The 18,619-nt window shown below is 45.5% G+C and carries 22 protein-coding genes and 1 tRNA gene; 18 read left to right on the top strand and 5 right to left on the bottom strand.

From position 1 onward, the window contains the following. Nucleotides 1–259 precede the first annotated feature (259 nt). The 7 genes from EX191_RS13460 to ruvX all read left to right on the top strand — a co-directional run bounded on the left by EX191_RS13460 (nt 260) and on the right by ruvX (nt 5,434). Nucleotides 260–1,057: a DUF2189 domain-containing protein gene (locus EX191_RS13460; protein ID WP_005393959.1), complete on the top strand. Its 798-nt coding sequence runs from the start codon at nt 260–262 to the stop codon at nt 1,055–1,057. 69 nt (nt 1,058–1,126) lie between these two features. After that, nucleotides 1,127–1,624 carry a SprT family zinc-dependent metalloprotease gene (locus tag EX191_RS13455; RefSeq protein WP_193447898.1) on the top strand — a complete coding sequence of 166 codons (498 nt, stop codon included), beginning with the start codon at nt 1,127–1,129 and terminating at the stop codon, nt 1,622–1,624. 150 nt (nt 1,625–1,774) lie between these two features. Further along, nucleotides 1,775–2,470 carry a deoxyribonuclease I gene (gene endA, locus EX191_RS13450; RefSeq protein WP_047008832.1) on the top strand — a complete coding sequence of 232 codons (696 nt, stop codon included), beginning with the start codon at nt 1,775–1,777 and terminating at the stop codon, nt 2,468–2,470. Between the two features lie 116 nt (nt 2,471–2,586). After that, nucleotides 2,587–3,318 carry a 16S rRNA (uracil(1498)-N(3))-methyltransferase gene (gene rsmE / locus EX191_RS13445; protein WP_150919465.1) on the top strand — a complete coding sequence of 244 codons (732 nt, stop codon included), beginning with the start codon at nt 2,587–2,589 and terminating at the stop codon, nt 3,316–3,318. A 13-nt stretch (nt 3,319–3,331) separates the two neighbouring features. Beyond that, nucleotides 3,332–4,282, top strand: a complete 951-nt coding sequence (gene gshB / locus EX191_RS13440) for a glutathione synthase (protein ID WP_193447897.1) — start codon at nt 3,332–3,334, stop codon at nt 4,280–4,282. A 128-nt stretch (nt 4,283–4,410) separates the two neighbouring features. After that, complete coding sequence (locus EX191_RS13435) at nt 4,411–4,974, top strand: YqgE/AlgH family protein (protein ID WP_005393973.1); 564 nt, start codon at nt 4,411–4,413, stop codon at nt 4,972–4,974. A 34-nt stretch (nt 4,975–5,008) separates the two neighbouring features. Continuing rightward, nucleotides 5,009–5,434 (top strand): Holliday junction resolvase RuvX, encoded by a 426-nt coding sequence (gene ruvX / locus EX191_RS13430; RefSeq protein WP_005381017.1) that lies wholly within the window; start codon nt 5,009–5,011, stop codon nt 5,432–5,434. A 61-nt stretch (nt 5,435–5,495) separates the two neighbouring features. On the opposite strand, the gene EX191_RS13425 is transcribed toward ruvX, so the two are convergent. Then, nucleotides 5,496–6,602 (bottom strand): PilT/PilU family type 4a pilus ATPase, encoded by a 1,107-nt coding sequence (locus tag EX191_RS13425; protein WP_006743091.1) that lies wholly within the window; start codon nt 6,600–6,602, stop codon nt 5,496–5,498. 30 nt (nt 6,603–6,632) lie between these two features. Continuing rightward, nucleotides 6,633–7,673 (bottom strand): type IV pilus twitching motility protein PilT, encoded by a 1,041-nt coding sequence (locus EX191_RS13420; RefSeq protein WP_005381015.1) that lies wholly within the window; start codon nt 7,671–7,673, stop codon nt 6,633–6,635. A gap of 28 nt (nt 7,674–7,701) precedes the next feature. On the opposite strand from EX191_RS13420, the gene EX191_RS13415 reads away from it, so the two are divergent. The 7 genes from EX191_RS13415 (at nt 7,702) to hemW (ending at nt 12,756) form a co-directional block, all read left to right on the top strand. Next, complete coding sequence (locus EX191_RS13415; protein ID WP_134648191.1) at nt 7,702–8,403, top strand: YggS family pyridoxal phosphate-dependent enzyme; 702 nt, start codon at nt 7,702–7,704, stop codon at nt 8,401–8,403. Between the two features lie 157 nt (nt 8,404–8,560). Further along, complete coding sequence (gene proC / locus EX191_RS13410; RefSeq protein ID WP_047008834.1) at nt 8,561–9,379, top strand: pyrroline-5-carboxylate reductase; 819 nt, start codon at nt 8,561–8,563, stop codon at nt 9,377–9,379. 52 nt (nt 9,380–9,431) lie between these two features. Next, nucleotides 9,432–9,989, top strand: a complete 558-nt coding sequence (locus EX191_RS13405) for a YggT family protein (protein ID WP_012841393.1) — start codon at nt 9,432–9,434, stop codon at nt 9,987–9,989. Continuing rightward, entirely contained in the window at nt 9,989–10,279 is a 291-nt protein-coding gene (yggU, locus tag EX191_RS13400) for a DUF167 family protein YggU (RefSeq protein WP_005393980.1), read from the top strand. Before EX191_RS13405 ends, yggU begins: the two co-directional genes overlap by 1 nt. A 127-nt stretch (nt 10,280–10,406) precedes the next feature. Further along, nucleotides 10,407–10,838, top strand: coding sequence for a DUF4426 domain-containing protein (locus EX191_RS13395; RefSeq protein ID WP_005393982.1), 432 nt, complete (start codon nt 10,407–10,409; stop codon nt 10,836–10,838). A 118-nt stretch (nt 10,839–10,956) separates the two neighbouring features. Beyond that, nucleotides 10,957–11,559 (top strand): XTP/dITP diphosphatase, encoded by a 603-nt coding sequence (locus tag EX191_RS13390; RefSeq protein ID WP_193447896.1) that lies wholly within the window; start codon nt 10,957–10,959, stop codon nt 11,557–11,559. 18 nt (nt 11,560–11,577) lie between these two features. Further along, entirely contained in the window at nt 11,578–12,756 is a 1,179-nt protein-coding gene (gene hemW, locus EX191_RS13385) for a radical SAM family heme chaperone HemW (RefSeq protein ID WP_193447895.1), read from the top strand. 60 nt (nt 12,757–12,816) lie between these two features. On the opposite strand, the gene glsB is transcribed toward hemW, so the two are convergent. The 3 genes from glsB to trmB all read right to left on the bottom strand — a co-directional run bounded on the left by glsB (nt 12,817) and on the right by trmB (nt 15,601). Further along, entirely contained in the window at nt 12,817–13,737 is a 921-nt protein-coding gene (gene glsB, locus EX191_RS13380) for a glutaminase B (RefSeq protein WP_005393987.1), read from the bottom strand. 98 nt (nt 13,738–13,835) lie between these two features. Then, the gene (locus EX191_RS13375; protein ID WP_074191811.1) at nt 13,836–14,864 is read right to left on the bottom strand and encodes a TRM11 family SAM-dependent methyltransferase; all 1,029 of its coding nucleotides are present in this window, start codon (nt 14,862–14,864) and stop codon (nt 13,836–13,838) included. A gap of 17 nt (nt 14,865–14,881) precedes the next feature. Continuing rightward, nucleotides 14,882–15,601 carry a tRNA (guanosine(46)-N7)-methyltransferase TrmB gene (gene trmB / locus EX191_RS13370; protein WP_193447894.1) on the bottom strand — a complete coding sequence of 240 codons (720 nt, stop codon included), beginning with the start codon at nt 15,599–15,601 and terminating at the stop codon, nt 14,882–14,884. 203 nt (nt 15,602–15,804) lie between these two features. On the opposite strand from trmB, the gene mutY reads away from it, so the two are divergent. The 4 genes from mutY (at nt 15,805) to EX191_RS13350 (ending at nt 18,567) form a co-directional block, all read left to right on the top strand. Beyond that, entirely contained in the window at nt 15,805–16,881 is a 1,077-nt protein-coding gene (mutY, locus tag EX191_RS13365; protein WP_193447893.1) for an A/G-specific adenine glycosylase, read from the top strand. Between the two features lie 19 nt (nt 16,882–16,900). Next, nucleotides 16,901–17,173, top strand: coding sequence for an oxidative damage protection protein (locus tag EX191_RS13360; protein WP_005381002.1), 273 nt, complete (start codon nt 16,901–16,903; stop codon nt 17,171–17,173). Nucleotides 17,174–17,251: 78 nt separating this feature from the next. Beyond that, nucleotides 17,252–18,391, top strand: a complete 1,140-nt coding sequence (gene mltC, locus EX191_RS13355) for a membrane-bound lytic murein transglycosylase MltC (RefSeq protein ID WP_005393998.1) — start codon at nt 17,252–17,254, stop codon at nt 18,389–18,391. Nucleotides 18,392–18,491: 100 nt separating this feature from the next. After that, nucleotides 18,492–18,567: transfer RNA gene (locus tag EX191_RS13350), tRNA-Phe, on the top strand. Nucleotides 18,568–18,619 lie beyond the last annotated feature (52 nt).

The raw sequence follows: 18,619 nt of genomic DNA, 5'->3' as shown, positions 1-18,619 counted from the left end.
TTTCAGCAATTATTTGTAAATTATCCCATCTCCGCCAATAGTTAAAATATTGTTAATTCCAATTTAAATAGAGACGTCGGATGCTGGTGACTGTGGCAGCAACACTTACGAAAGACACGAGTCAAGCATCTTTATGGCCGATACCAAACTAAGCCAATGCTCAGATGTAAGCTTGAAAAAGTCGCTTCAAGTTTGACTGAACAAAAACCGCTGTCAGTTGGTATAAGCGGATAATGTGGGAATAAATCAAGGAGGAGTTATGCCTCGAACTGTTAATCCATCGGACTTCCACAACAAGCGAAAGGAAGTGCCAGATAACGAATACGCCAGAACCATTCCGTGCAATACGGTTAATCTTTCTGCACCTTTTCATTGGCTCGCATTAGGTCTGCATGATTTCGTGCGAATGCCCCTCATCAGTGCTTTCTATGGCATCTGTTTTATGGCAGCTGCCATAGGCATTGTTTTGCTCGTTCAGTGGCAAGGCACACACTTGGTCGTCATGCCCAGTTTGATTGTTTACATGTTAATCGGTCCGTTTCTCGCGCTCGGCTTGTATGATGCCAGTTGGGAGAGAGAGCGCGGACACAAAGCTAGCTTGTTCCATTCCATGAAAGCGATCGGTCGTAACTCAACATCTCAATGGGCATTCGCCGTGTTACTCGCAGTGTGTATGATATTTTGGATGCGCATTGCCGCTCTACTTCATGCGCTTTACCCTTCTGTTCAAGGGGCATCTTTAAGTGAGTTCCTACCCTTCCTTGTCATAGGATCTTTAGTTGGCTTTGTTTTGGCTTGTGTGGTGTTTAGCATTTCAGCCTTTTCTATTCCGCTCATGATGGAGCGTCGAGTGGATATGATGACCGCTGTATTTACCAGCTTTAATGCGGTGAAATCCAACATTCCAGCGATGATTGTTTGGGCGGCGATCATCTGCGGCGGTATTCTTATCGGCTTTGCAACGTACGGGATCGGAATGTTGTTTACCATGCCAATTCTAGGCTACGGTACATGGCATGCTTACCATGCCACCATCAAGAAAAAACACACTCCGTAATTAACTGATGCTATGATCTGGCCCTCGCAAATGCGGGGGGCTTTTTTATTTGATTTATCGAGGTGAATTGTGGATATAGAACTAAGCTATAAAGCCAAGCAAGTGATGGCGGACTGCATCGCGATGGCAGAGCAAGCTTTCAAACGTTCTTTCCCGATTCCAACAATCACCTTCGACGTCCGTGGGAAAGCGGCAGGAAAAGCCTACCTTCAATTAAATCAAGTACGCCTAAACCCTGTTTTATTTCGTGAAAACACCCAAGCATTCTTAGATGAAGTCATTCCTCATGAGGTAGCGCACCTGATTACCTATCAGGTTTACGGGCGAGTTAGGCCTCATGGCAAAGAATGGAAAGGCGTCATGGAAGCCGTATTTAACGTACCAGCCAAAACCACTCACAGCTTTGAAGTAAAATCCGTTCAAGGTAAAACCTTTGAGTATCGTTGTGGCTGTATGACCTACCCTCTATCGATTCGCCGTCATAATAGAGTGCTGCGCAAAGAGGCGACGTACTCTTGTCAAAAATGCCGCCAACCACTTAACTTCACGGGCGTTCAGTTATCGTAATCTATATCTCATAGTGTTACTTGCGTTCCCAAAATAAAGATCGAGTTTATCAAAACCTTCCCTTCGCCATTTATTGTTAACTTACTCATCACTAAAGCTATTTTATGCGTGTTATCATGAATAAAGTCATACTTTATAAAGACTTTAATCATGAAATACCTATTCTCTCTGTTGCTTATCGCGCTTTCTAGCACTGCGGTTGCCGCGCCACCAAGTTCATTCTCTGCCGCCAAACGTGAGGCGGTAAAAATTTATCAAGACCATCCAACGAGCTTTTACTGTGGCTGCAACATTCAATGGCAAGGCAAAAAAGGCTCTCCAGATTTAGCCTCTTGCGGTTACCAAGTCCGTAAACAGGAAAAGCGGGCCGCACGAATCGAATGGGAGCACGTTGTACCTGCGTGGCAATTTGGCCACCAGCGTCAATGCTGGCAAGATGGCGGACGTAAAAACTGCAAGAAAAAAGACAAAACCTTTCGCTTGATGGAAGCAGACCTGCACAACCTAACCCCTGCCATTGGTGAAGTAAACGGTGACCGTTCGAACTACAACTTTAGCCAATGGAACGGTATCGATGGCGTGAGTTATGGTCGCTGTGAGATGCAAGTGAACTTTAAGCAGCGTAAAGTCATGCCACCAGACCGTGCTCGAGGTTCGATTGCTCGTACCTACTTATACATGAGCAAAGAGTACGGCTTTAAATTATCAAAACAGCAAACGCAGTTGATGAGTGCTTGGAACAAAACCTACCCAGTCGATAAATGGGAATGTGAGCGTGACGAGCGCATTGCCAAAGTACAAGGCAATCATAACCCATTTGTTCAAAAAGCCTGTCGCGCACTCTAGTGCTCCTCTACCTTGAAGCGTTTCAATAACTGATATTGAAACGCTTCTTGCCCCTTGTTTTTTCGGTGGAAAGCATCCATGTTAGGGTTTAAGTTTATTCTCTTGCTGGAAATCTCATGCGTATCCCTCGAATTTATCATCCAGAAACCATTCATCAACTTGGCTCACTTGCTTTAAGTGACGACGCAGCAGGCCATATTGGCCGTGTTCTGCGCATGAAAGAAGGCCAAGACGTTCTCCTATTTGACGGCAGCGGCACAGAATTCCCAGCGGTTATCAGTGAAGTCAGCAAAAAGACGGTTTTGGTTAACATTACTGAGCGTGTAGAAAACAGTATTGAATCCCCTTTAGACCTGCACCTTGGTCAAGTTATTTCACGTGGCGATAAGATGGAGTTCACTATCCAAAAGTCAGTGGAACTTGGCGTCAATACCATCACACCTCTGATTTCCGAACGTTGTGGCGTCAAGCTTGACCAAAAGCGCTTTGAGAAAAAACTCGCGCAATGGCAAAAAATCGCCATCAGTGCCTGTGAGCAGTGTGGACGCAATGTCGTTCCAGAAATTCGTCCAATTATGAGCTTGGAAGAGTGGTGTAAAGAAGAGTACGATGGCTTAAAGCTCAATCTTCATCCTCGTGCTAACTACTCAATCAACACACTGCCAACACCTGTTGAGAAAGTGCGCCTACTGATCGGCCCTGAAGGCGGTTTATCGTCTGAAGAGATCGAGATGACTCGAGAATATCAATTTGAAGAAACGCTACTCGGCCCTCGCGTTCTGCGCACCGAAACAGCGGCTCTGACAGCAATTACAGCCTTACAAGTTCGTTTCGGCGATCTTGGTTAAACGGAGAAAAATAATGATCAAACTCGGCATTGTGATGGACCCAATTTCGTCCATTAACATCAAAAAAGACTCTAGCTTTGCCATGATGCTTGAAGCGCAACGACGCGGCTATGAAATCCACTACATGGAAATGAATGATCTGCATCTCGATCAAGGCGTTTCCATTGCAGATACTAAAGTGGTGGAACTAAAAGAAGATCCAAACGGTTGGTACGAGTTCAAATCAGAGCAAACGATCGAACTGTCTGAGCTAGACGCTGTACTAATGCGTAAAGATCCTCCGTTTGACACAGAATACATCTACGCGACTTACATCCTTGAGCGTGCAGAAGAACAAGGTGCACTGATCGTTAACAAACCTCAAAGTCTACGTGATTGTAATGAAAAACTGTTTACAGCGTGGTTCCCTGAGCTGACACCAACGACAATCGTGACGCGAAAAGCAGAGAAAATTAAAGAGTTTCGTGAAAAACATGGTGATGTCATCCTAAAACCGCTTGATGGTATGGGCGGCGCATCTATCTTCCGCGTAAAAGAAAACGACCCTAACGTCTCTGTAATCATCGAGACACTGACCAACCACGGTCAAAACTACGCAATGGCGCAAACCTTCGTGCCAGATATCAGCAACGGTGACAAACGTATCTTAGTCGTAGATGGTGAACCAATGCCTTACTGTCTAGCTCGTATTCCTGCAAAAGGTGAAACGCGCGGTAACCTTGCAGCTGGTGGCACAGGTGAGGCTCGACCACTAAGCGAGACCGATATTAAGATTGCTCAAACTGTGGCTCCTACACTGAAAGAAAAAGGCCTTATCTTTGTTGGCCTTGACGTAATTGGCGATAAGCTAACGGAAATCAACGTCACCAGCCCAACCTGTATTCGTGAAATTGAAGCGGCTTTTGACATCTCAATCACTGGCAAACTGATGGATGCGATTGAGCGTCGAGTAAAAGGCGAATAACTCAAACTGTATTACAGTTAATAGAGAGCGTAGTACATTAACTTAAGCAAACTCATGCACATACCTAGATGGTAAACTGTATGATGTTTGCTTAAGGGCATTTACGAGAGTTAAGGGTCAATATGAGTATGAATCTCACAAATCACTTTTTAGTTGCCATGCCTGGGATGAAAGATCCGTACTTTCAAAACAGCGTGATCTACGTTTGTGAGCACAACGAAGACGGCGCTATGGGGTTGATGATCAATGCTCCTGTTGATATCACCGTCGGCAACATGCTCAAGCAGGTGGAAGTTCAGCCAGTACACCCGCGCCTATTTGAAGCCAGCCTAGATAGACCAGTCTACAATGGCGGCCCAATCTCGGAAGATCGTGGTTTTATTCTGCATAAACCTAAAGATTACTACGAGTCCAGCGTTCAAATGACCGATGACCTCGCGGTAACCACTTCACGTGATATTCTTTCGGTGTTAGGAACAGAAGCAGAACCAAGTGATTACTTAGTGGCACTTGGCTACTCAGGTTGGAGTGCAGGCCAATTAGAAAATGAGCTGGTCGAAAACTCTTGGCTCACCATTGAAGCGACGCCTGAAATTATCTTTAATACACCAATCAACGAGCGTTGGAAGAAAGCGGTCGAAAAGCTGGGCATCGACCCCAGTCATCTTTCAGCAGACTCTGGACATGCTTAGTCCGAAATACAGTTACATTAGATAGAGACACCTTATGTCACGCACAATTATGGCTTTTGACTTTGGAACCAAAAGCATTGGTAGCGCTATTGGCCAAGAAATTACTGGTACAGCTTCCCCATTAAAAGCCTTTAAAGCCAATGACGGTATTCCAAATTGGGACGATATCGAAAAGCAAATCAAAGAGTGGCAGCCAGATTTGCTAGTGGTCGGTTTACCAACTGATCTTCATGGCAAAGACCTTGAGACCATAACCCCTCGTGCACGAAAATTTGCTAAGCGTCTGCAAGGCCGATACGGCTTACCTGTTGAACTGCATGATGAGCGTTTATCTACAGCAGAAGCTCGTGCGGAGTTGTTCAGCATGGGCGGCTACAAAGCCCTATCGAAAGGGAATGTGGACTGCCAGTCAGCGGTGGTGATTCTAGAAAGCTGGTTTGAAGCCCTCTGGGGTGAATAAAACACAATACTCAAAACAAGAAAAGGTTGGCAAGTGCCAACCTTTTTTCGTCTAAACACGCTTAATCCATATCGATCTTAACGTTAGCAAGACTGCCCGTAGAGAATGCTTCGCCACGCTGTGTTTTCAACATCAAGCGCAAATCATTCGCCGAATCGGCACTGTGCAGCGCGTCCTCTTCGCTGATCTTACCTTGCATCACCAACTTATAAAGAGATTGATCGAACGTCAGCATACCAAACTCATTTGAGCGAGCCATGGTTGACTTCAACTCATGCAAATCTCCGCGACGGATCAAATCCGACACACGTGGGCTATTTAGCAAGATCTCAAACACACCATGACGCCCCTGCCCATTCTTATCTCGGATCAGCTGCTGACCAACCACACCTTTTAGGTTCATCGACAAATCAAACAAGAATTGTTCTTTTTGATCTTTCGGTACCAAGTGAAGAATGCGCTCTAAAGCTTGGTTGGCATTGTTGGCGTGCAACGTTGCCATACACAAATGGCCCGTTTCGGCGAAGGTCATCGCGTATTCCATTGTTTCACGGCTACGGATCTCGCCAATCAAAATCATATCTGGCGCTTGACGCAGCGAGTTTTTAAGCGCAACTTCATAGCTTTCCGTATCTAACCCAACTTCGCGTTGAGTCACGATACAGCGCTTATGCTCATGCACGAATTCGATCGGATCTTCGACCGTCAAAATGTGCCCCGTCTTGTTGCTGTTTCGATAGCCCGTCATTGCCGCCATTGTGGTGGACTTACCTGACCCAGTAGCACCAACCACCAGCACCAAACCACGCTTGGCTATCGCTAAATCTTGCAACACTAACGGTAACTTTAATTGCTCAAAGGTGGGAATATTGGTTTCAATACGACGAATCACCGCACCCGGTAATTCCCGTTGAAAAAAAGCACTAACACGGAAGCGGCCACAATCTCTCACAATGGCAAAATTCGATTCACGACTTTTACGAAATTCCTGACGCCGATCTGGCTCCATAGCACTGTCGAGTAATGCCGCCACATCACTCTCGGTGAGTTTTTCACCTTGAGGTCGCAATTCGCCATCCACGCGAAACAAAATTGGCGCACCAACCGTGATGTACAGATCCGACGCTTTCAGCGCCAGCATACCTTCGAGAAATTTATTTAGATCCATCTTCCGTATTCACCATTATCTGTATGAACGTTACGAGAATTGCTGCACTTCTAACCCGATCTTACTATCGACCTCTTCACGAGCGACCATACCTTGTGCCATTAACTGACGAGCATTTTGCTCCATGGTTTGCATGCCGTGAGCCGCACCAGTTTGAATGATCGAATACATCTGCGCGACTTTGTCTTCACGGATCAAGTTACGAATCGCAGGCGTTGCCATCATGATTTCATGGCATGCAATACGGCCACCACCATTACGTTTCAATAATTTTTGTGCGATAACCGAACGAAGGGATTCAGAAAGCATCGAGCGCACCATATCTTTATCACTACCAGGGAACACATCGATAATACGGTCAATGGTTTTTGCCGCCGAGCTGGTGTGTAACGTGCCGAACACTAAGTGCCCCGTTTCCGCTGCCGTTAACGCAAGGCTGATGGTTTCTTTGTCACGCATCTCACCAACCAGAATGACATCCGGGTCTTCACGTAATGCGCTGCGCAGTGCGTTTTGGAAACTATGCGTATCACGGTGTACTTCACGCTGGTTGATCAAACATTTATTGTTGTTGTGAACAAATTCAATCGGATCTTCAATTGTGAGTACGTGCTTGTTGTGATTACGGTTAATGTAGTCAACAATGGCTGCTAAGGTCGTCGATTTACCAGAACCTGTTGGGCCAGTAACCAGAACTAAGCCTTTTTCAGCGTTCGCAATTTTTTTGAAGATCTCGGGAGCTTCCAGCTCTTCCAAAGTTGGAATGCTACTTGGAATGGTACGGAATACTGCCGCACAGCCACGAGATTGGTTGAAAGCGTTGACACGGAAACGACCAACGTTATGCAACTCAAAAGAGAAGTCGACTTCGAGTTTTTCTTCGAACTCACTGCGTTGGGCATCGTTCATGATTTCGAAAACCAAACGATGCACTTCTTGGTGTGTAAACGCTGGAATGCCTAGTTTTCTCACATCCCCATCAATACGAACCATTGGTGGGACACCTGCAGAAAGATGTAGATCTGAGGCATTATGTTTTACACTAAAATCCAGTAACTCAGTGATATCCATTTAAAATCCTTAAGTCTAAAGTACAGCTATGAGTAGTATTCAACAAAATATTGAACATATCACCTCTCAAATTCGATATGACGAACAAAAATGTGGTCGAACTCCAGAGTCAGTGCAACTTCTAGCGGTAAGCAAAACTAAACCTGTCGAGGCAATTCTCGAAGCCCACCAAGCGGGACAAACCGCCTTTGGTGAAAACTACGTCCAAGAGGGCGTCAGTAAAGTTCAGCACTTTGCCGAGCATTATCCAGATAATCGAATCGAATGGCACTTCATTGGCCCGATTCAGTCGAATAAATCGCGACTTGTTGCCGAACATTTCGATTGGGTTCACACCATCGATCGAACCAAGATTGCTCAACGCCTGAATGATCAGCGTCCAAGCGAACTTAAACCGCTACAAGTTCTGATTCAGGTTAACACCAGTGGTGAAGCATCTAAGTCTGGTGTCACCGAAGCGGAAGTATTCGAGCTGGCGGAGTTGATTTCTCGCCTACCCAACCTCACTTTAAGAGGGTTGATGTCGATTCCTGCCAACGTGTCTGACTACGAATCACAGCTTCATGAGTTTCAGAAGTTGGCCACATTGAAGCAAACACTCGAAGCTCAGTTCCCAGAAATCGATACATTATCAATGGGAATGAGTGGTGATATGACCGCTGCAATCGAAGCTGGTAGTACAATGGTTCGTATTGGAACCGCTATTTTCGGCGCGCGAGACTACAGCTAAATCAACAAAACGCTCACTAGCGACATAAATTCGTCGTTAAATTAAAGAGTAAATCGCGCAATCATCTTACTCGCCAATAGGAGCAGTAAGTAACAGCGGCGCCATTATACACCTGAGCGCACAACAAACTCTAAATATCATGATGGAAATCAGACAAATGGAACATAAAAAAATCGCCTTCATTGGTGCTGGCAACATGGTGAGAGCCATTGTTTCTGGCTTGGTTGCTAACGGATACCCAGCGCAAAACATTACCGCGACAGCGCCTTCAGAGGCACGCCGTCTTCCGCTAGAACAAGATTTTGGCATCCGTACCACCAGCGATAACATCCAAGCTGCGACCGAAGCGGATGTGGTGGTATTGTCTGTGAAACCGCAAATGATGGCTGATGTTTGTAAACCACTGCAAGCGATCGATTTCACTAATAAACTGGTGATTTCTATTGCCGCTGGCATCAACTGTTCACGATTGGATGATATGCTAGCCACCAAATTGAACTTGGTTCGTGTTATGCCAAATACGCCATCACAACTTGGGTTGGGCATGAGTGGTTTATTCGCACCAGCCCATGTAACTGAGCAAGACAAAGCTTTTGCTGCAGAGTTAATGGAAGCGGTCGGTAAAGTATGTTGGGTTGAGCAAGAGTCTGGCATCAATAATGTGATTGCCGCAGCAGGCAGTGCTCCGGCATACTTCTTCCTGTTTATGGAGGCGATGCAAGCAGAAGCGATTGCTCAAGGTTTTGATAAAGACACCGCTCGACTATTGGTTCAGCAAGCTGCATTGGGCGCGGCCAGTATGGTGGTTAGCAACCCAGAAACTGAGCTATCGACCCTGCGTGAGAACGTGACATCGAAAGGTGGGACAACGGCAGAAGCACTGCGTACATTCAACGAACATCAACTTTCAGATATTGTTGCTAAAGCCATGCAAGCTGCTGTGGCTCGCGCGGAAGAAATGGAAAAACTGTTTTAATTATTTGGATGAACTCCGTTTAGTATCATCCATCACTTGTTAAGGGTACCTTATGAATTCAATGAGTTTTCTCATCTCAACCCTATTTGACCTGTACATCATGGTCGTAATTTTGCGAATTTGGTTGCAAGCTGCACGCGCAGACTTCTACAACCCATTCTCGCAATTCATAGTAAAAGCGACTCAGCCGGTCATTGGTCCACTGCGCCGCATTATCCCTTCCGTGGGGAATATTGACCTAGCAACAGTGTTGTTTGCCTACGTGTTGTGTGTGCTTAAATTTGTCGTTCTGATCCTGATAGCTTCGAACGGTTCCGTCTCTTTCAGCGCTGATTTCTTGTTCTTGGGCTTGTTATCATTAATCAAAGCCGCTGGAGGTCTGCTGTTCTGGGTACTATTGATCCGTGCAATTTTGAGCTGGGTAAGCCAAGGTCGCAGCCCTATCGAGTACGTATTCCATCAATTAACCGAGCCAATGTGCGCACCAATCCGTCGTATTATTCCGGCTATTGGTGGTCTTGATTTGAGCGTACTGGTGCTGTTTATCGGCTTGCAGTTCGCGAACTTCTTGATGGGTGATATCATTGGTCCAATTTGGTTCCAGTTATAATGTCAGCCGCAGTTTGGCAAGATGGCGAGGACATCATCCTAAAGCTCTATATTCAACCTAAAGCAAGCCGCGATAAAATTGTTGGCTTGCATGGTGAAGAGCTCAAAATCGCCATTACTGCTCCACCTGTCGATGGCAAAGCTAATGCGCACCTAACTAAGTTCTTAGCCAAGCAGTTTAAAATCGCTAAGGGTTTGGTTCACATAGAAAAAGGTGAATTAGGACGGCACAAACAAATTCGGATAGAATCACCTACCCAGATACCGACAGAAATTAAAGCCATCTTATGATGGCTTTTTATTTACAATTTTGTACCACACTTACTAGTACCAATGACTGAGTTCGCATTTTTACCCCGTGACCAAGGTAAAATTGCGGCTATGGTTGTTTTATAACAAGTGCTTTGAGGAAGTAACAATGAGCAAATGGATTACCGCATTACTGATCAGCCTATTGTCGTTACCAAGCTTCGCCGATCAGTTTAAAAATATGAAAGATATCGAAGTACACTATGTCGCGTTTAACTCGACATTCTTAACACCGAAAGTCGCACGTAGCTACGATATCAAGCGTAATGGATACCTCGCTGTGGTTAATATTAGCGTGCTAGATAGAGCTTCATTGGGTAAACCTGCATTAGAAGCAAAAATTGCTGGACGCGCGAAAAACCTCATCGGCCAAACTCAGACCTTGTCCTTTCGTGAAGTCAAAGAAGGCAATGCGATATACTATTTAGCCGAACTGCCAATTACCCACGAAGAAACTTTTACTTTCGATATTGACGTAAAAGCTGGAAACAAAGGCTCAGGTAAGCTTAAATTCACCCAGAAGTTTTATGTTGAAGAGTAATTGGGTTGTGATGATCCAAAAGCTTTTGGATCTAAGCAGGCTAAAAACCACTTATTAGTTAAAGAATATCTAGAGGAGAACGATTTGTTCTCCTCTATCACTATTAAAAGAGATTCCCATGAAAAAAATTGTGCTAGCAACCGGTAACCAAGGCAAAGTTCGTGAAATGGCAGATTTATTGTCTGACTTCGGTTTTGAAGTATTAGCGCAAAGTGAATTCAATGTATCGGAAGTAGCAGAAACGGGTACAACCTTCATTGAAAACGCGATCATCAAAGCTCGCCATGCCGCACAAGAAACAGGGCTTCCTGCGATTGCAGATGACTCTGGCTTAGAAGTCGATTTCTTAAAAGGCGCTCCGGGCATTTACTCTGCACGTTACGCAGGCGAGAACGCATCTGATCAAGAGAATCTAGAAAAATTGCTATCGGCAATGGAAGGCGTACCAGAAGCAGAACGTACAGCACGTTTCCACTGCGTATTAGTCCTCATGCGCCACGAGAACGACCCAACGCCTATCGTCTGCCACGGAAAATGGGAAGGCCGCATTCTAACTGAAGCGCACGGTGAAAATGGCTTTGGCTACGACCCAATCTTCTTTGTTCCTGAAGACAACTGTGCGTCAGCCGAACTTGAACCTGCACGTAAGAAACAACTGTCTCACCGCGGTAAAGCGCTCCAGTCGTTGTTTGCTCAACTATCTGAGCAAGTGTCTCAGTAATCACGAGCGAATTAGACCATGTTAACGCCCCCAGCACTCAGCTTGTATGTACACATCCCTTGGTGTGTACAAAAGTGCCCGTATTGCGACTTTAACTCTCACGCGCTCAAAACCGAGATTCCAGAAGAAGAGTACATCAGTGCCCTTCTAGAAGATTTGGATACTGACATTCAGAAATACCGCCTTAACGAAGCGCCACGTCCACTGCATTCAATCTTCATTGGTGGTGGTACGCCGAGTTTGATTTCGGCAGAAGGCATCGAGCGTCTACTTAAGGGCATTGAAGCGCGTATTCCGTTCAAGCCTGAAATCGAAATCACCATGGAAGCGAACCCAGGTACCATCGAAGCAGAGCGTTTTGTTGGCTACCGCAAAGCTGGTGTAACGCGTATCTCTATCGGCGTGCAAAGCTTTGAGCAACATAAGCTTGAGCGTTTGGGGCGCATTCACGGCCAAGACGAAGCCGTCAATGCTGCTAAGCTGGCGCACCAAATCGGTTTGAACAGCTTTAACCTCGATCTCATGCACGGCTTACCTGATCAAAGCATCGAACAAGCCTTGGCAGATTTGGAAAAAGCGATTGAGTTGGCACCGCCGCACTTGTCTTGGTATCAGCTGACCATCGAACCAAACACCATGTTTTACTACAAGCCACCAACGCTACCTGACGATGATGACTTGTGGGATATTTTCGAGCTCGGACACCAAAAACTTTCAGCAGCGGGTTATGTGCAATATGAAATCTCGGGTTACAGCAAGCCGGGCTATCAGTGTCAGCACAACCTCAACTACTGGCGCTTTGGCGATTACCTTGGTATCGGTTGTGGCTCTCATGGCAAACTCAGTTTTACCGACGGACGTATTATTCGAACGACAAAGGTAAAACACCCGCGTGGCTATTTAGCGGCTTATCAAAATATGGTCAAACCTTATCTGCATACGGAACATGTCGTCGCGGATGAAGATCGTCCATTCGAGTTCTTTATGAACCGATTCCGCTTAATGGAAGCATGCCCGAAGCAAGATTACGTGGACACCACAGGCTTGCCGCTCAGTACGATTCAAGAAACGATTGATTGGGCGTTAGAAATGGGCTACTTGAGTGAAACCGCCCCTCATTGGCAAATTACTGAAAAAGGGAAGCTCTTCCTTAATGACTTGCTCGAAGCCTTTATGGCCGAAGAAAGCGAAGAGTAACGCAGCCCAAAAACAAAAAAGCCTCTCAATTGAGAGGCTTTTTATATAGAACATTCAACATTAGAAAATCGAACGGCCAATTCGCTCCGATAGCAATTCAAGCGCCTTAGTACCAGCAAGGGAGTTACCTGAAGGGTCAAGCTCTGGAGACCATACTGCAATGGTCATTTCACCAGGTACTACCGCGATAATGCCACCACCAACACCAGACTTACCAGGCATACCAACGCGATAAGCAAACTCGCCCGCGCCATCATACAAGCCACACGTTGCTAACAGTGCATTAAGTTGTTTGGTTTGCACAGGAGAAACTACAGGCTTACCCGTTTGTACCGATGTGCCCTTGTTTGCTAAATAGCTAAACGTTTTAGCCAAATCGACGCAACTCATCTTCAGCGCACAAGCGTGGAAGTAGTTTTGTAGTACTGGAATCACTTCATTTTCGAAGTTGCCAAACGAACGCATGAGATATGCAATCGCCGCATTACGATCACCATGCATCATTTCGGATGCCGCAACGACTTTGTCATACACAATATGGGTATCACCAGAAAGCTGACGTACAAACTCCAACAGACGCTGACGAGGTGCAGATAAGCGAGTTTGCAACAGATCCGCCACAACTATCGCTCCAGCATTAATAAAAGGATTGCGAGGAATACCTTGCTCCATTTCTAGCTGGATTAGCGAGTTAAATGCCTGCCCCGAAGGCTCTTTTCCCACTCGAGACCAAATTTCTTCTTGCTTGTACAAGCACATCGCTAACGTCAAGCTCAATGCTTTTGAAATAGATTGGATAGAGAAAGGTTCATCGGCATCGCCCGCCTTAATAACCTCACCTTCGTTGGTGTATACCGCAATACCTAACTTGTTGCTGGGTACTTTTGCCAGAGCAGGAATGTAATCAGCCACTTTGCCTTGGCCGATTAAAGGGCGCACTTCCGCCAAAATATCTGTCAAAATTTCCACTGTCGGTTTCATTCTCTACCTTCTATTTACAAGAGAACTCGTTGAGCTCAGAGGTAAAAAAAGCCAACGTGTCGTTGGCTTTTCCATAGGGTTCGTTCGACTCAAGTCGATTATGGTTTTACTGCCACAATAATATTGCGGTTGATAGATTGATCAACACGGTGAAGATAACCGATGTAAGGCTCTTCTGAAAGTACCTTCCAACCTTGCTCTTCAAATAATGCCGCGACGTCTTTCCATTTCAACGTAAATTCATTGAAAGACAACACCACTGAACCTTGTTTTTTCAGTACCACTTTCCATGCAGGCAGAGCCTCTTTTAAAAGCTCTAGTGGGCTGCGGTTCAGTTTGCTGTCCTTGGCATTTTTGCTGCCGTGCTGCACACCATAAGGCAGATCAGACACCATCACATCAACTGAGTTCTTTTTCACGACTTGATCAGCGATACGAGTATCAGCCGAATACAGCTTCATAAACTGAAGATTGCCTTGGTTGTAATCTTCTTTATTTGCTGCAGCTTCAACCACGAAACCATCCGCCACTTTCTTGCCACCCGCAGTGCGCTTTTCTTTGCTCACTTTGTGCTTAAAGCGGCCATTCTTCATGAACTTAACGATAAAGGTCTGGATCTCTTGCACCCACTTGGCATTGATCTCTACCCCCACCACGTTCAAACCATGGATCAAGCCTTCAAACAAGGTTGTACCTTTACCACACATTGGATCCATTAAGGTCAGCTGCTCACTTCCCGTATTGGACGCACTAATGCCGATATTCACCATCAAGCGAGTAAACTGCTCGTTTGTTTTCCCGGTATAACGCAGAATCTGACTCATGCTTTCCGGGAAAGTATTGAACGCTGGCGCTTGAATTGGTCGAAGTAAACCATCTTCGCGCACTTCAAATAGTGCATAGTAAATCGAAGAGGCTGCGATTCTTCGCGTCTGCTCATCGCTTAGAGCTTCCTGACAAGAAAACACCAACGCTGCAGGTAAGCCAACCTCTTTACTACCAATTTCTGTCACATCCACGCCTTGTGAAGCTAAAATTGCTTTTAGCTCTGAACAGGCAATGGTCATTGCGCTATCAAAGTAAATTCGGTTATGACCCGGATTCGCTAATATCGCGTAATGGTACATCCCATGAACTCCTCTAGTTACGCGATACGCTTATATTTGATATCCCACACACCGTGACCAAGACGGTGACCACGAGCTTCAAACTTCGTTAAAGGACGGTCGTCTGGACGAGGAACGAAATCACCATCTTTAGCAATGTTTTCGAAACCTGGCGCTTGGTTCATAACTTCAATCATGTGCTCTGCGTAGTTTTCCCAGTCTGTCGCCATGTGGAAAACACCTTCATTAGGGATCAGCTTCTCACGAACCATTTCAGCAAAACCTAATTGAACAATGCGACGCTTGTGGTGACGTTTCTTGTGCCAAGGGTCTGGGAAGAACAACTGCAGTGTCGATAGGCTGCCGTTTGGAATCATATGCTCAAACACTTCCACTGCGTCATGGCACATCACACGCAGGTTAGTAACTCCCGCCTCACGCGCATCCGCAAGACAAGCACCAACACCCGGGCTGTGTACTTCGATACCAATGAAGTTCTTCTCTGGTGCATTCTTTGCCATTTCAACCAATGAAGCACCCATACCAAAACCGATCTCAAGCACTACTGGGTTATCGTTGCCAAACACTGCTTTCCAATCGAGAAGTTCAGCTTTGAAGTCAATACCCATCGTTGGCCAGCATTCATTCATCGCGCTCTCTTGACCTTTAGTCAAACGCCCTTCACGGCGCACAAAGCTGCGGATTTTGCGGATCAGCTTTCCGTCTTCGTTGTATTCGTTAGTGGTTACTTCACTCATTGATTTTGCCTGCACATTGATTAATCAAAGCGGGGATTATCCAAAGAATTTACTGAGGTGCAAGTATTTGTTGAGCTCTTGGCCTATGGCAGCCCAAAAGCAATAGCACACCTCTTTATATCCCTACTGTTTATCCGTTGTACTTCTTGCCCATTATGTGGTGCAATTTTGCACCTAACCAATAATAGAATACAGAGCAAGTCGTGACACCTTTCGCCAATGCCATCCTAGAATGGTATGACGCATATGGAAGAAAAGATCTTCCGTGGCAACAAAATAAGACCGCATACAGTGTCTGGTTGTCTGAAATCATGCTTCAGCAAACTCAGGTCACTACGGTTATTCCGTATTACCAACGTTTCTTAGAGCGTTTTCCAACCGTGCTCGATCTTGCCAATGCTGAGCAAGATGAAGTCCTGCACCTTTGGACTGGCTTAGGGTATTACGCCCGAGCCCGTAACCTTCACAAAGCAGCACAAGAGGTCGCCTCTACATACAATGGTGAGTTTCCTCTTGATATAGAGAAAATGAACGCCTTACCGGGGATTGGCCGCTCTACCGCAGCCGCCGTTTTATCGTCTGTGTATAAACAACCACATGCGATTCTTGATGGCAACGTGAAGCGCACCCTATCCCGCTGTTTCGCAGTCGAAGGATGGCCAGGACAAAAAAAGGTTGAAAACCAGCTGTGGGAAATTGCCGAAACGCATACCCCACAAACGGACGTAGATAAGTATAACCAGGCAATGATGGACATGGGCGCGATGGTCTGCACACGCAGCAAACCCAAATGTAGCCTCTGCCCTGTTGCGGATCTGTGTGTGGCAAAACAACAAGGCAATGTGCTCGACTACCCGGGTAAAAAACCGAAAAAAGACAAGCCAATCAAGCAAACTCGTTTTGTAATGCTTCATCACAACACCGAAAATGGTCATGAAGTGTGGTTAGAACAAAGACCACAAACAGGCATTTGGGGTGGCTTATTTTGCTTCCCACAAACCGAACATGTAGATGTAGAAAGCGACATTGAATTGCTACTGGATCAACGTGGCATTCAAACCAGCAATATCAAGCAGCAGCAAACACTGATTACCTTTCGCCATACCTTTAGCCATTACCACCTCGATATCACGCCAATTTTGATTGATTTATCAAAGCAACCGGACGTGATAATGGAAGGCAACAAAGGTCTTTGGTATAACTTATCTAAACCTGAAGAAGTCGGTTTAGCCGCGCCAGTAAAACTATTGCTGGAAGCGCTACCCCACGAACTTCGTTAATTGAATACAAGGAGTCATTATGAGCCGCACTGTATTTTGTGCTCGACTAAAAAAAGAAGGCGAAGGTCTAGACTTTCAACTTTACCCTGGTGAACTAGGTAAACGCATTTTCGACAACATCTCGAAAGAAGCGTGGGCTCAGTGGCAACACAAACAAACCATGTTGATCAACGAAAAGAAACTCAACATGATGGATCCAGAGCACCGAAAACTGATCGAAACAGAAATGGTAAACTTCCTCTTTGAAGGAAAAGACGTTCATATCGAAGGTTACACACCGCCGAGCGAATAAAGTCGCTTGAGTTAAAACAATGACATCACAACCACTTGTGGTGTCATTTTTCTATTACCTTCAATAGCCCTGATACTTATGAAAAAAATTGTCTTTATTGCTGCCGCACTTTTAATGGCTGGCTGTAGCCGTGAATTCGTCGAAAAGATTTATGACGTCAACTACGAGCCCACAAACCGTTTTGCCAATAACTTAGCTGAGCTACCTGGACAATTTGAAAAAGATACCGCCGCGTTAGATGCCCTGATCAATAGTTTCTCTGGTAATATTCAAAAGCGCTGGGGTAAAAAAGAAATTAAGTACGCAGGCAAAAGTAATTACGTCAAATATATCGATAACTACCTTAGCCGTGCCGAGGTCGACTTTCGCAAAGGCGTGATCACGATTGAAACCGTATCACCGACCGAGCCCCAAAAGCACCTCAAAGAGGCGATTGTCACTACCTTACTCACGCCAGACGATCCAGCTCACGTCGACTTGTTCTCCTCAAAAGGAATCACGTTAGAAGGGCAACCATTTCTGTATAAACAAGTTGTCGATCAAGACAATAAGCCAATTCAGTGGTCTTGGCGGGCAAACCGATTTGCGGAGTATCTCATCGCAAACAAGATCAAGACCAAAGACGTTGATTTCAAGAAAGCGTATTACGTCGAAATCCCCATGGTTGAAGATCATTTTTCAACACGCAGCTACCAATACGCCGATATCGTGCGCCGAGCTTCCAAAAAATACGATATTCCAGAAGATTTGATATACGCCATTATTAAAACCGAGAGCAGCTTCAACCCGTACGCAGTAAGTTGGGCAAATGCGTATGGCTTAATGCAAGTTGTACCTAAAACCGCCGGTCGAGACGTATTCAAGCTCGTGAAAAAGCGCTCAGGCCAACCAAGCCCTGAATATTTGTTTAATCCAGAAAACAACATCGATACCGGTACTGCGTATTTCTACATCTTAAAAAATCGTTATTTAAGAGAAGTCCATCACCCTACCTCTCTCGAGTACAGTATGATTTCCGCTTACAATGGCGGTACTGGAGGTGTTTTAAACACATTCCATCGCAGCGATCGCAAACGCGCAATGCAAGATCTTAATTCGTTGCAACCCAACCAAGTTTATTGGGCACTAACTAAGAAACACCCGAACGCAGAAGCACGTCGTTACCTAGAAAAAGTTACAAATTTCAAAAAGGAATTTAACTCAAAGCAAACTTTGTAGTGACAGTTGAATAAAAAGCGTTCGAACAAGCACTTTTTTGAAATTATTTAAAAAAAGTGGTTGACGCAAAGCGGGAAAATCCGTTTAATAGCGCTCCGTCGCCCGGATAGCTCAGTCGGTAGAGCAGAGGATTGAAAATCCTCGTGTCGGTGGTTCGATTCCGCCTCCGGGCACCACAATTTGATTTGTTGGTGTCTTAACGAAATGTTATAACACGGACAAAAGCAC

This window comes from Vibrio chemaguriensis (genome assembly GCF_012275705.1).
GTDB classification, from domain to species: domain Bacteria; phylum Pseudomonadota; class Gammaproteobacteria; order Enterobacterales; family Vibrionaceae; genus Vibrio; species Vibrio diabolicus.
This window is presented reverse-complemented; position numbering and strand designations above follow the sequence as displayed.

Excerpts from the sequence above, each read along its gene's own strand:
- EX191_RS13460 (WP_005393959.1), top strand. The coding sequence starts at position 260 with ATGCCTCGAACTGTTAATCCATCGGACTTCCACAACAAGCGAAAGGAA.
- endA (WP_047008832.1), top strand. The coding sequence starts at position 1,775 with ATGAAATACCTATTCTCTCTGTTGCTTATCGCGCTTTCTAGCACTGCG.
- rsmE (WP_150919465.1), top strand. The coding sequence starts at position 2,587 with ATGCGTATCCCTCGAATTTATCATCCAGAAACCATTCATCAACTTGGC.
- gshB (WP_193447897.1), top strand. The coding sequence starts at position 3,332 with ATGATCAAACTCGGCATTGTGATGGACCCAATTTCGTCCATTAACATC.
- EX191_RS13435 (WP_005393973.1), top strand. The coding sequence starts at position 4,411 with ATGAATCTCACAAATCACTTTTTAGTTGCCATGCCTGGGATGAAAGAT.
- ruvX (WP_005381017.1), top strand. The coding sequence starts at position 5,009 with ATGTCACGCACAATTATGGCTTTTGACTTTGGAACCAAAAGCATTGGT.
- EX191_RS13425 (WP_006743091.1), bottom strand. The coding sequence starts at position 6,602 with ATGGATCTAAATAAATTTCTCGAAGGTATGCTGGCGCTGAAAGCGTCG.
- EX191_RS13420 (WP_005381015.1), bottom strand. The coding sequence starts at position 7,673 with ATGGATATCACTGAGTTACTGGATTTTAGTGTAAAACATAATGCCTCA.
- EX191_RS13415 (WP_134648191.1), top strand. The coding sequence starts at position 7,702 with ATGAGTAGTATTCAACAAAATATTGAACATATCACCTCTCAAATTCGA.
- proC (WP_047008834.1), top strand. The coding sequence starts at position 8,561 with ATGGAACATAAAAAAATCGCCTTCATTGGTGCTGGCAACATGGTGAGA.
- EX191_RS13405 (WP_012841393.1), top strand. The coding sequence starts at position 9,432 with ATGAATTCAATGAGTTTTCTCATCTCAACCCTATTTGACCTGTACATC.
- yggU (WP_005393980.1), top strand. The coding sequence starts at position 9,989 with ATGTCAGCCGCAGTTTGGCAAGATGGCGAGGACATCATCCTAAAGCTC.
- EX191_RS13395 (WP_005393982.1), top strand. The coding sequence starts at position 10,407 with ATGAGCAAATGGATTACCGCATTACTGATCAGCCTATTGTCGTTACCA.
- EX191_RS13390 (WP_193447896.1), top strand. The coding sequence starts at position 10,957 with ATGAAAAAAATTGTGCTAGCAACCGGTAACCAAGGCAAAGTTCGTGAA.
- hemW (WP_193447895.1), top strand. The coding sequence starts at position 11,578 with ATGTTAACGCCCCCAGCACTCAGCTTGTATGTACACATCCCTTGGTGT.
- glsB (WP_005393987.1), bottom strand. The coding sequence starts at position 13,737 with ATGAAACCGACAGTGGAAATTTTGACAGATATTTTGGCGGAAGTGCGC.
- EX191_RS13375 (WP_074191811.1), bottom strand. The coding sequence starts at position 14,864 with ATGTACCATTACGCGATATTAGCGAATCCGGGTCATAACCGAATTTAC.
- trmB (WP_193447894.1), bottom strand. The coding sequence starts at position 15,601 with ATGAGTGAAGTAACCACTAACGAATACAACGAAGACGGAAAGCTGATC.
- EX191_RS13360 (WP_005381002.1), top strand. The coding sequence starts at position 16,901 with ATGAGCCGCACTGTATTTTGTGCTCGACTAAAAAAAGAAGGCGAAGGT.
- mltC (WP_005393998.1), top strand. The coding sequence starts at position 17,252 with ATGAAAAAAATTGTCTTTATTGCTGCCGCACTTTTAATGGCTGGCTGT.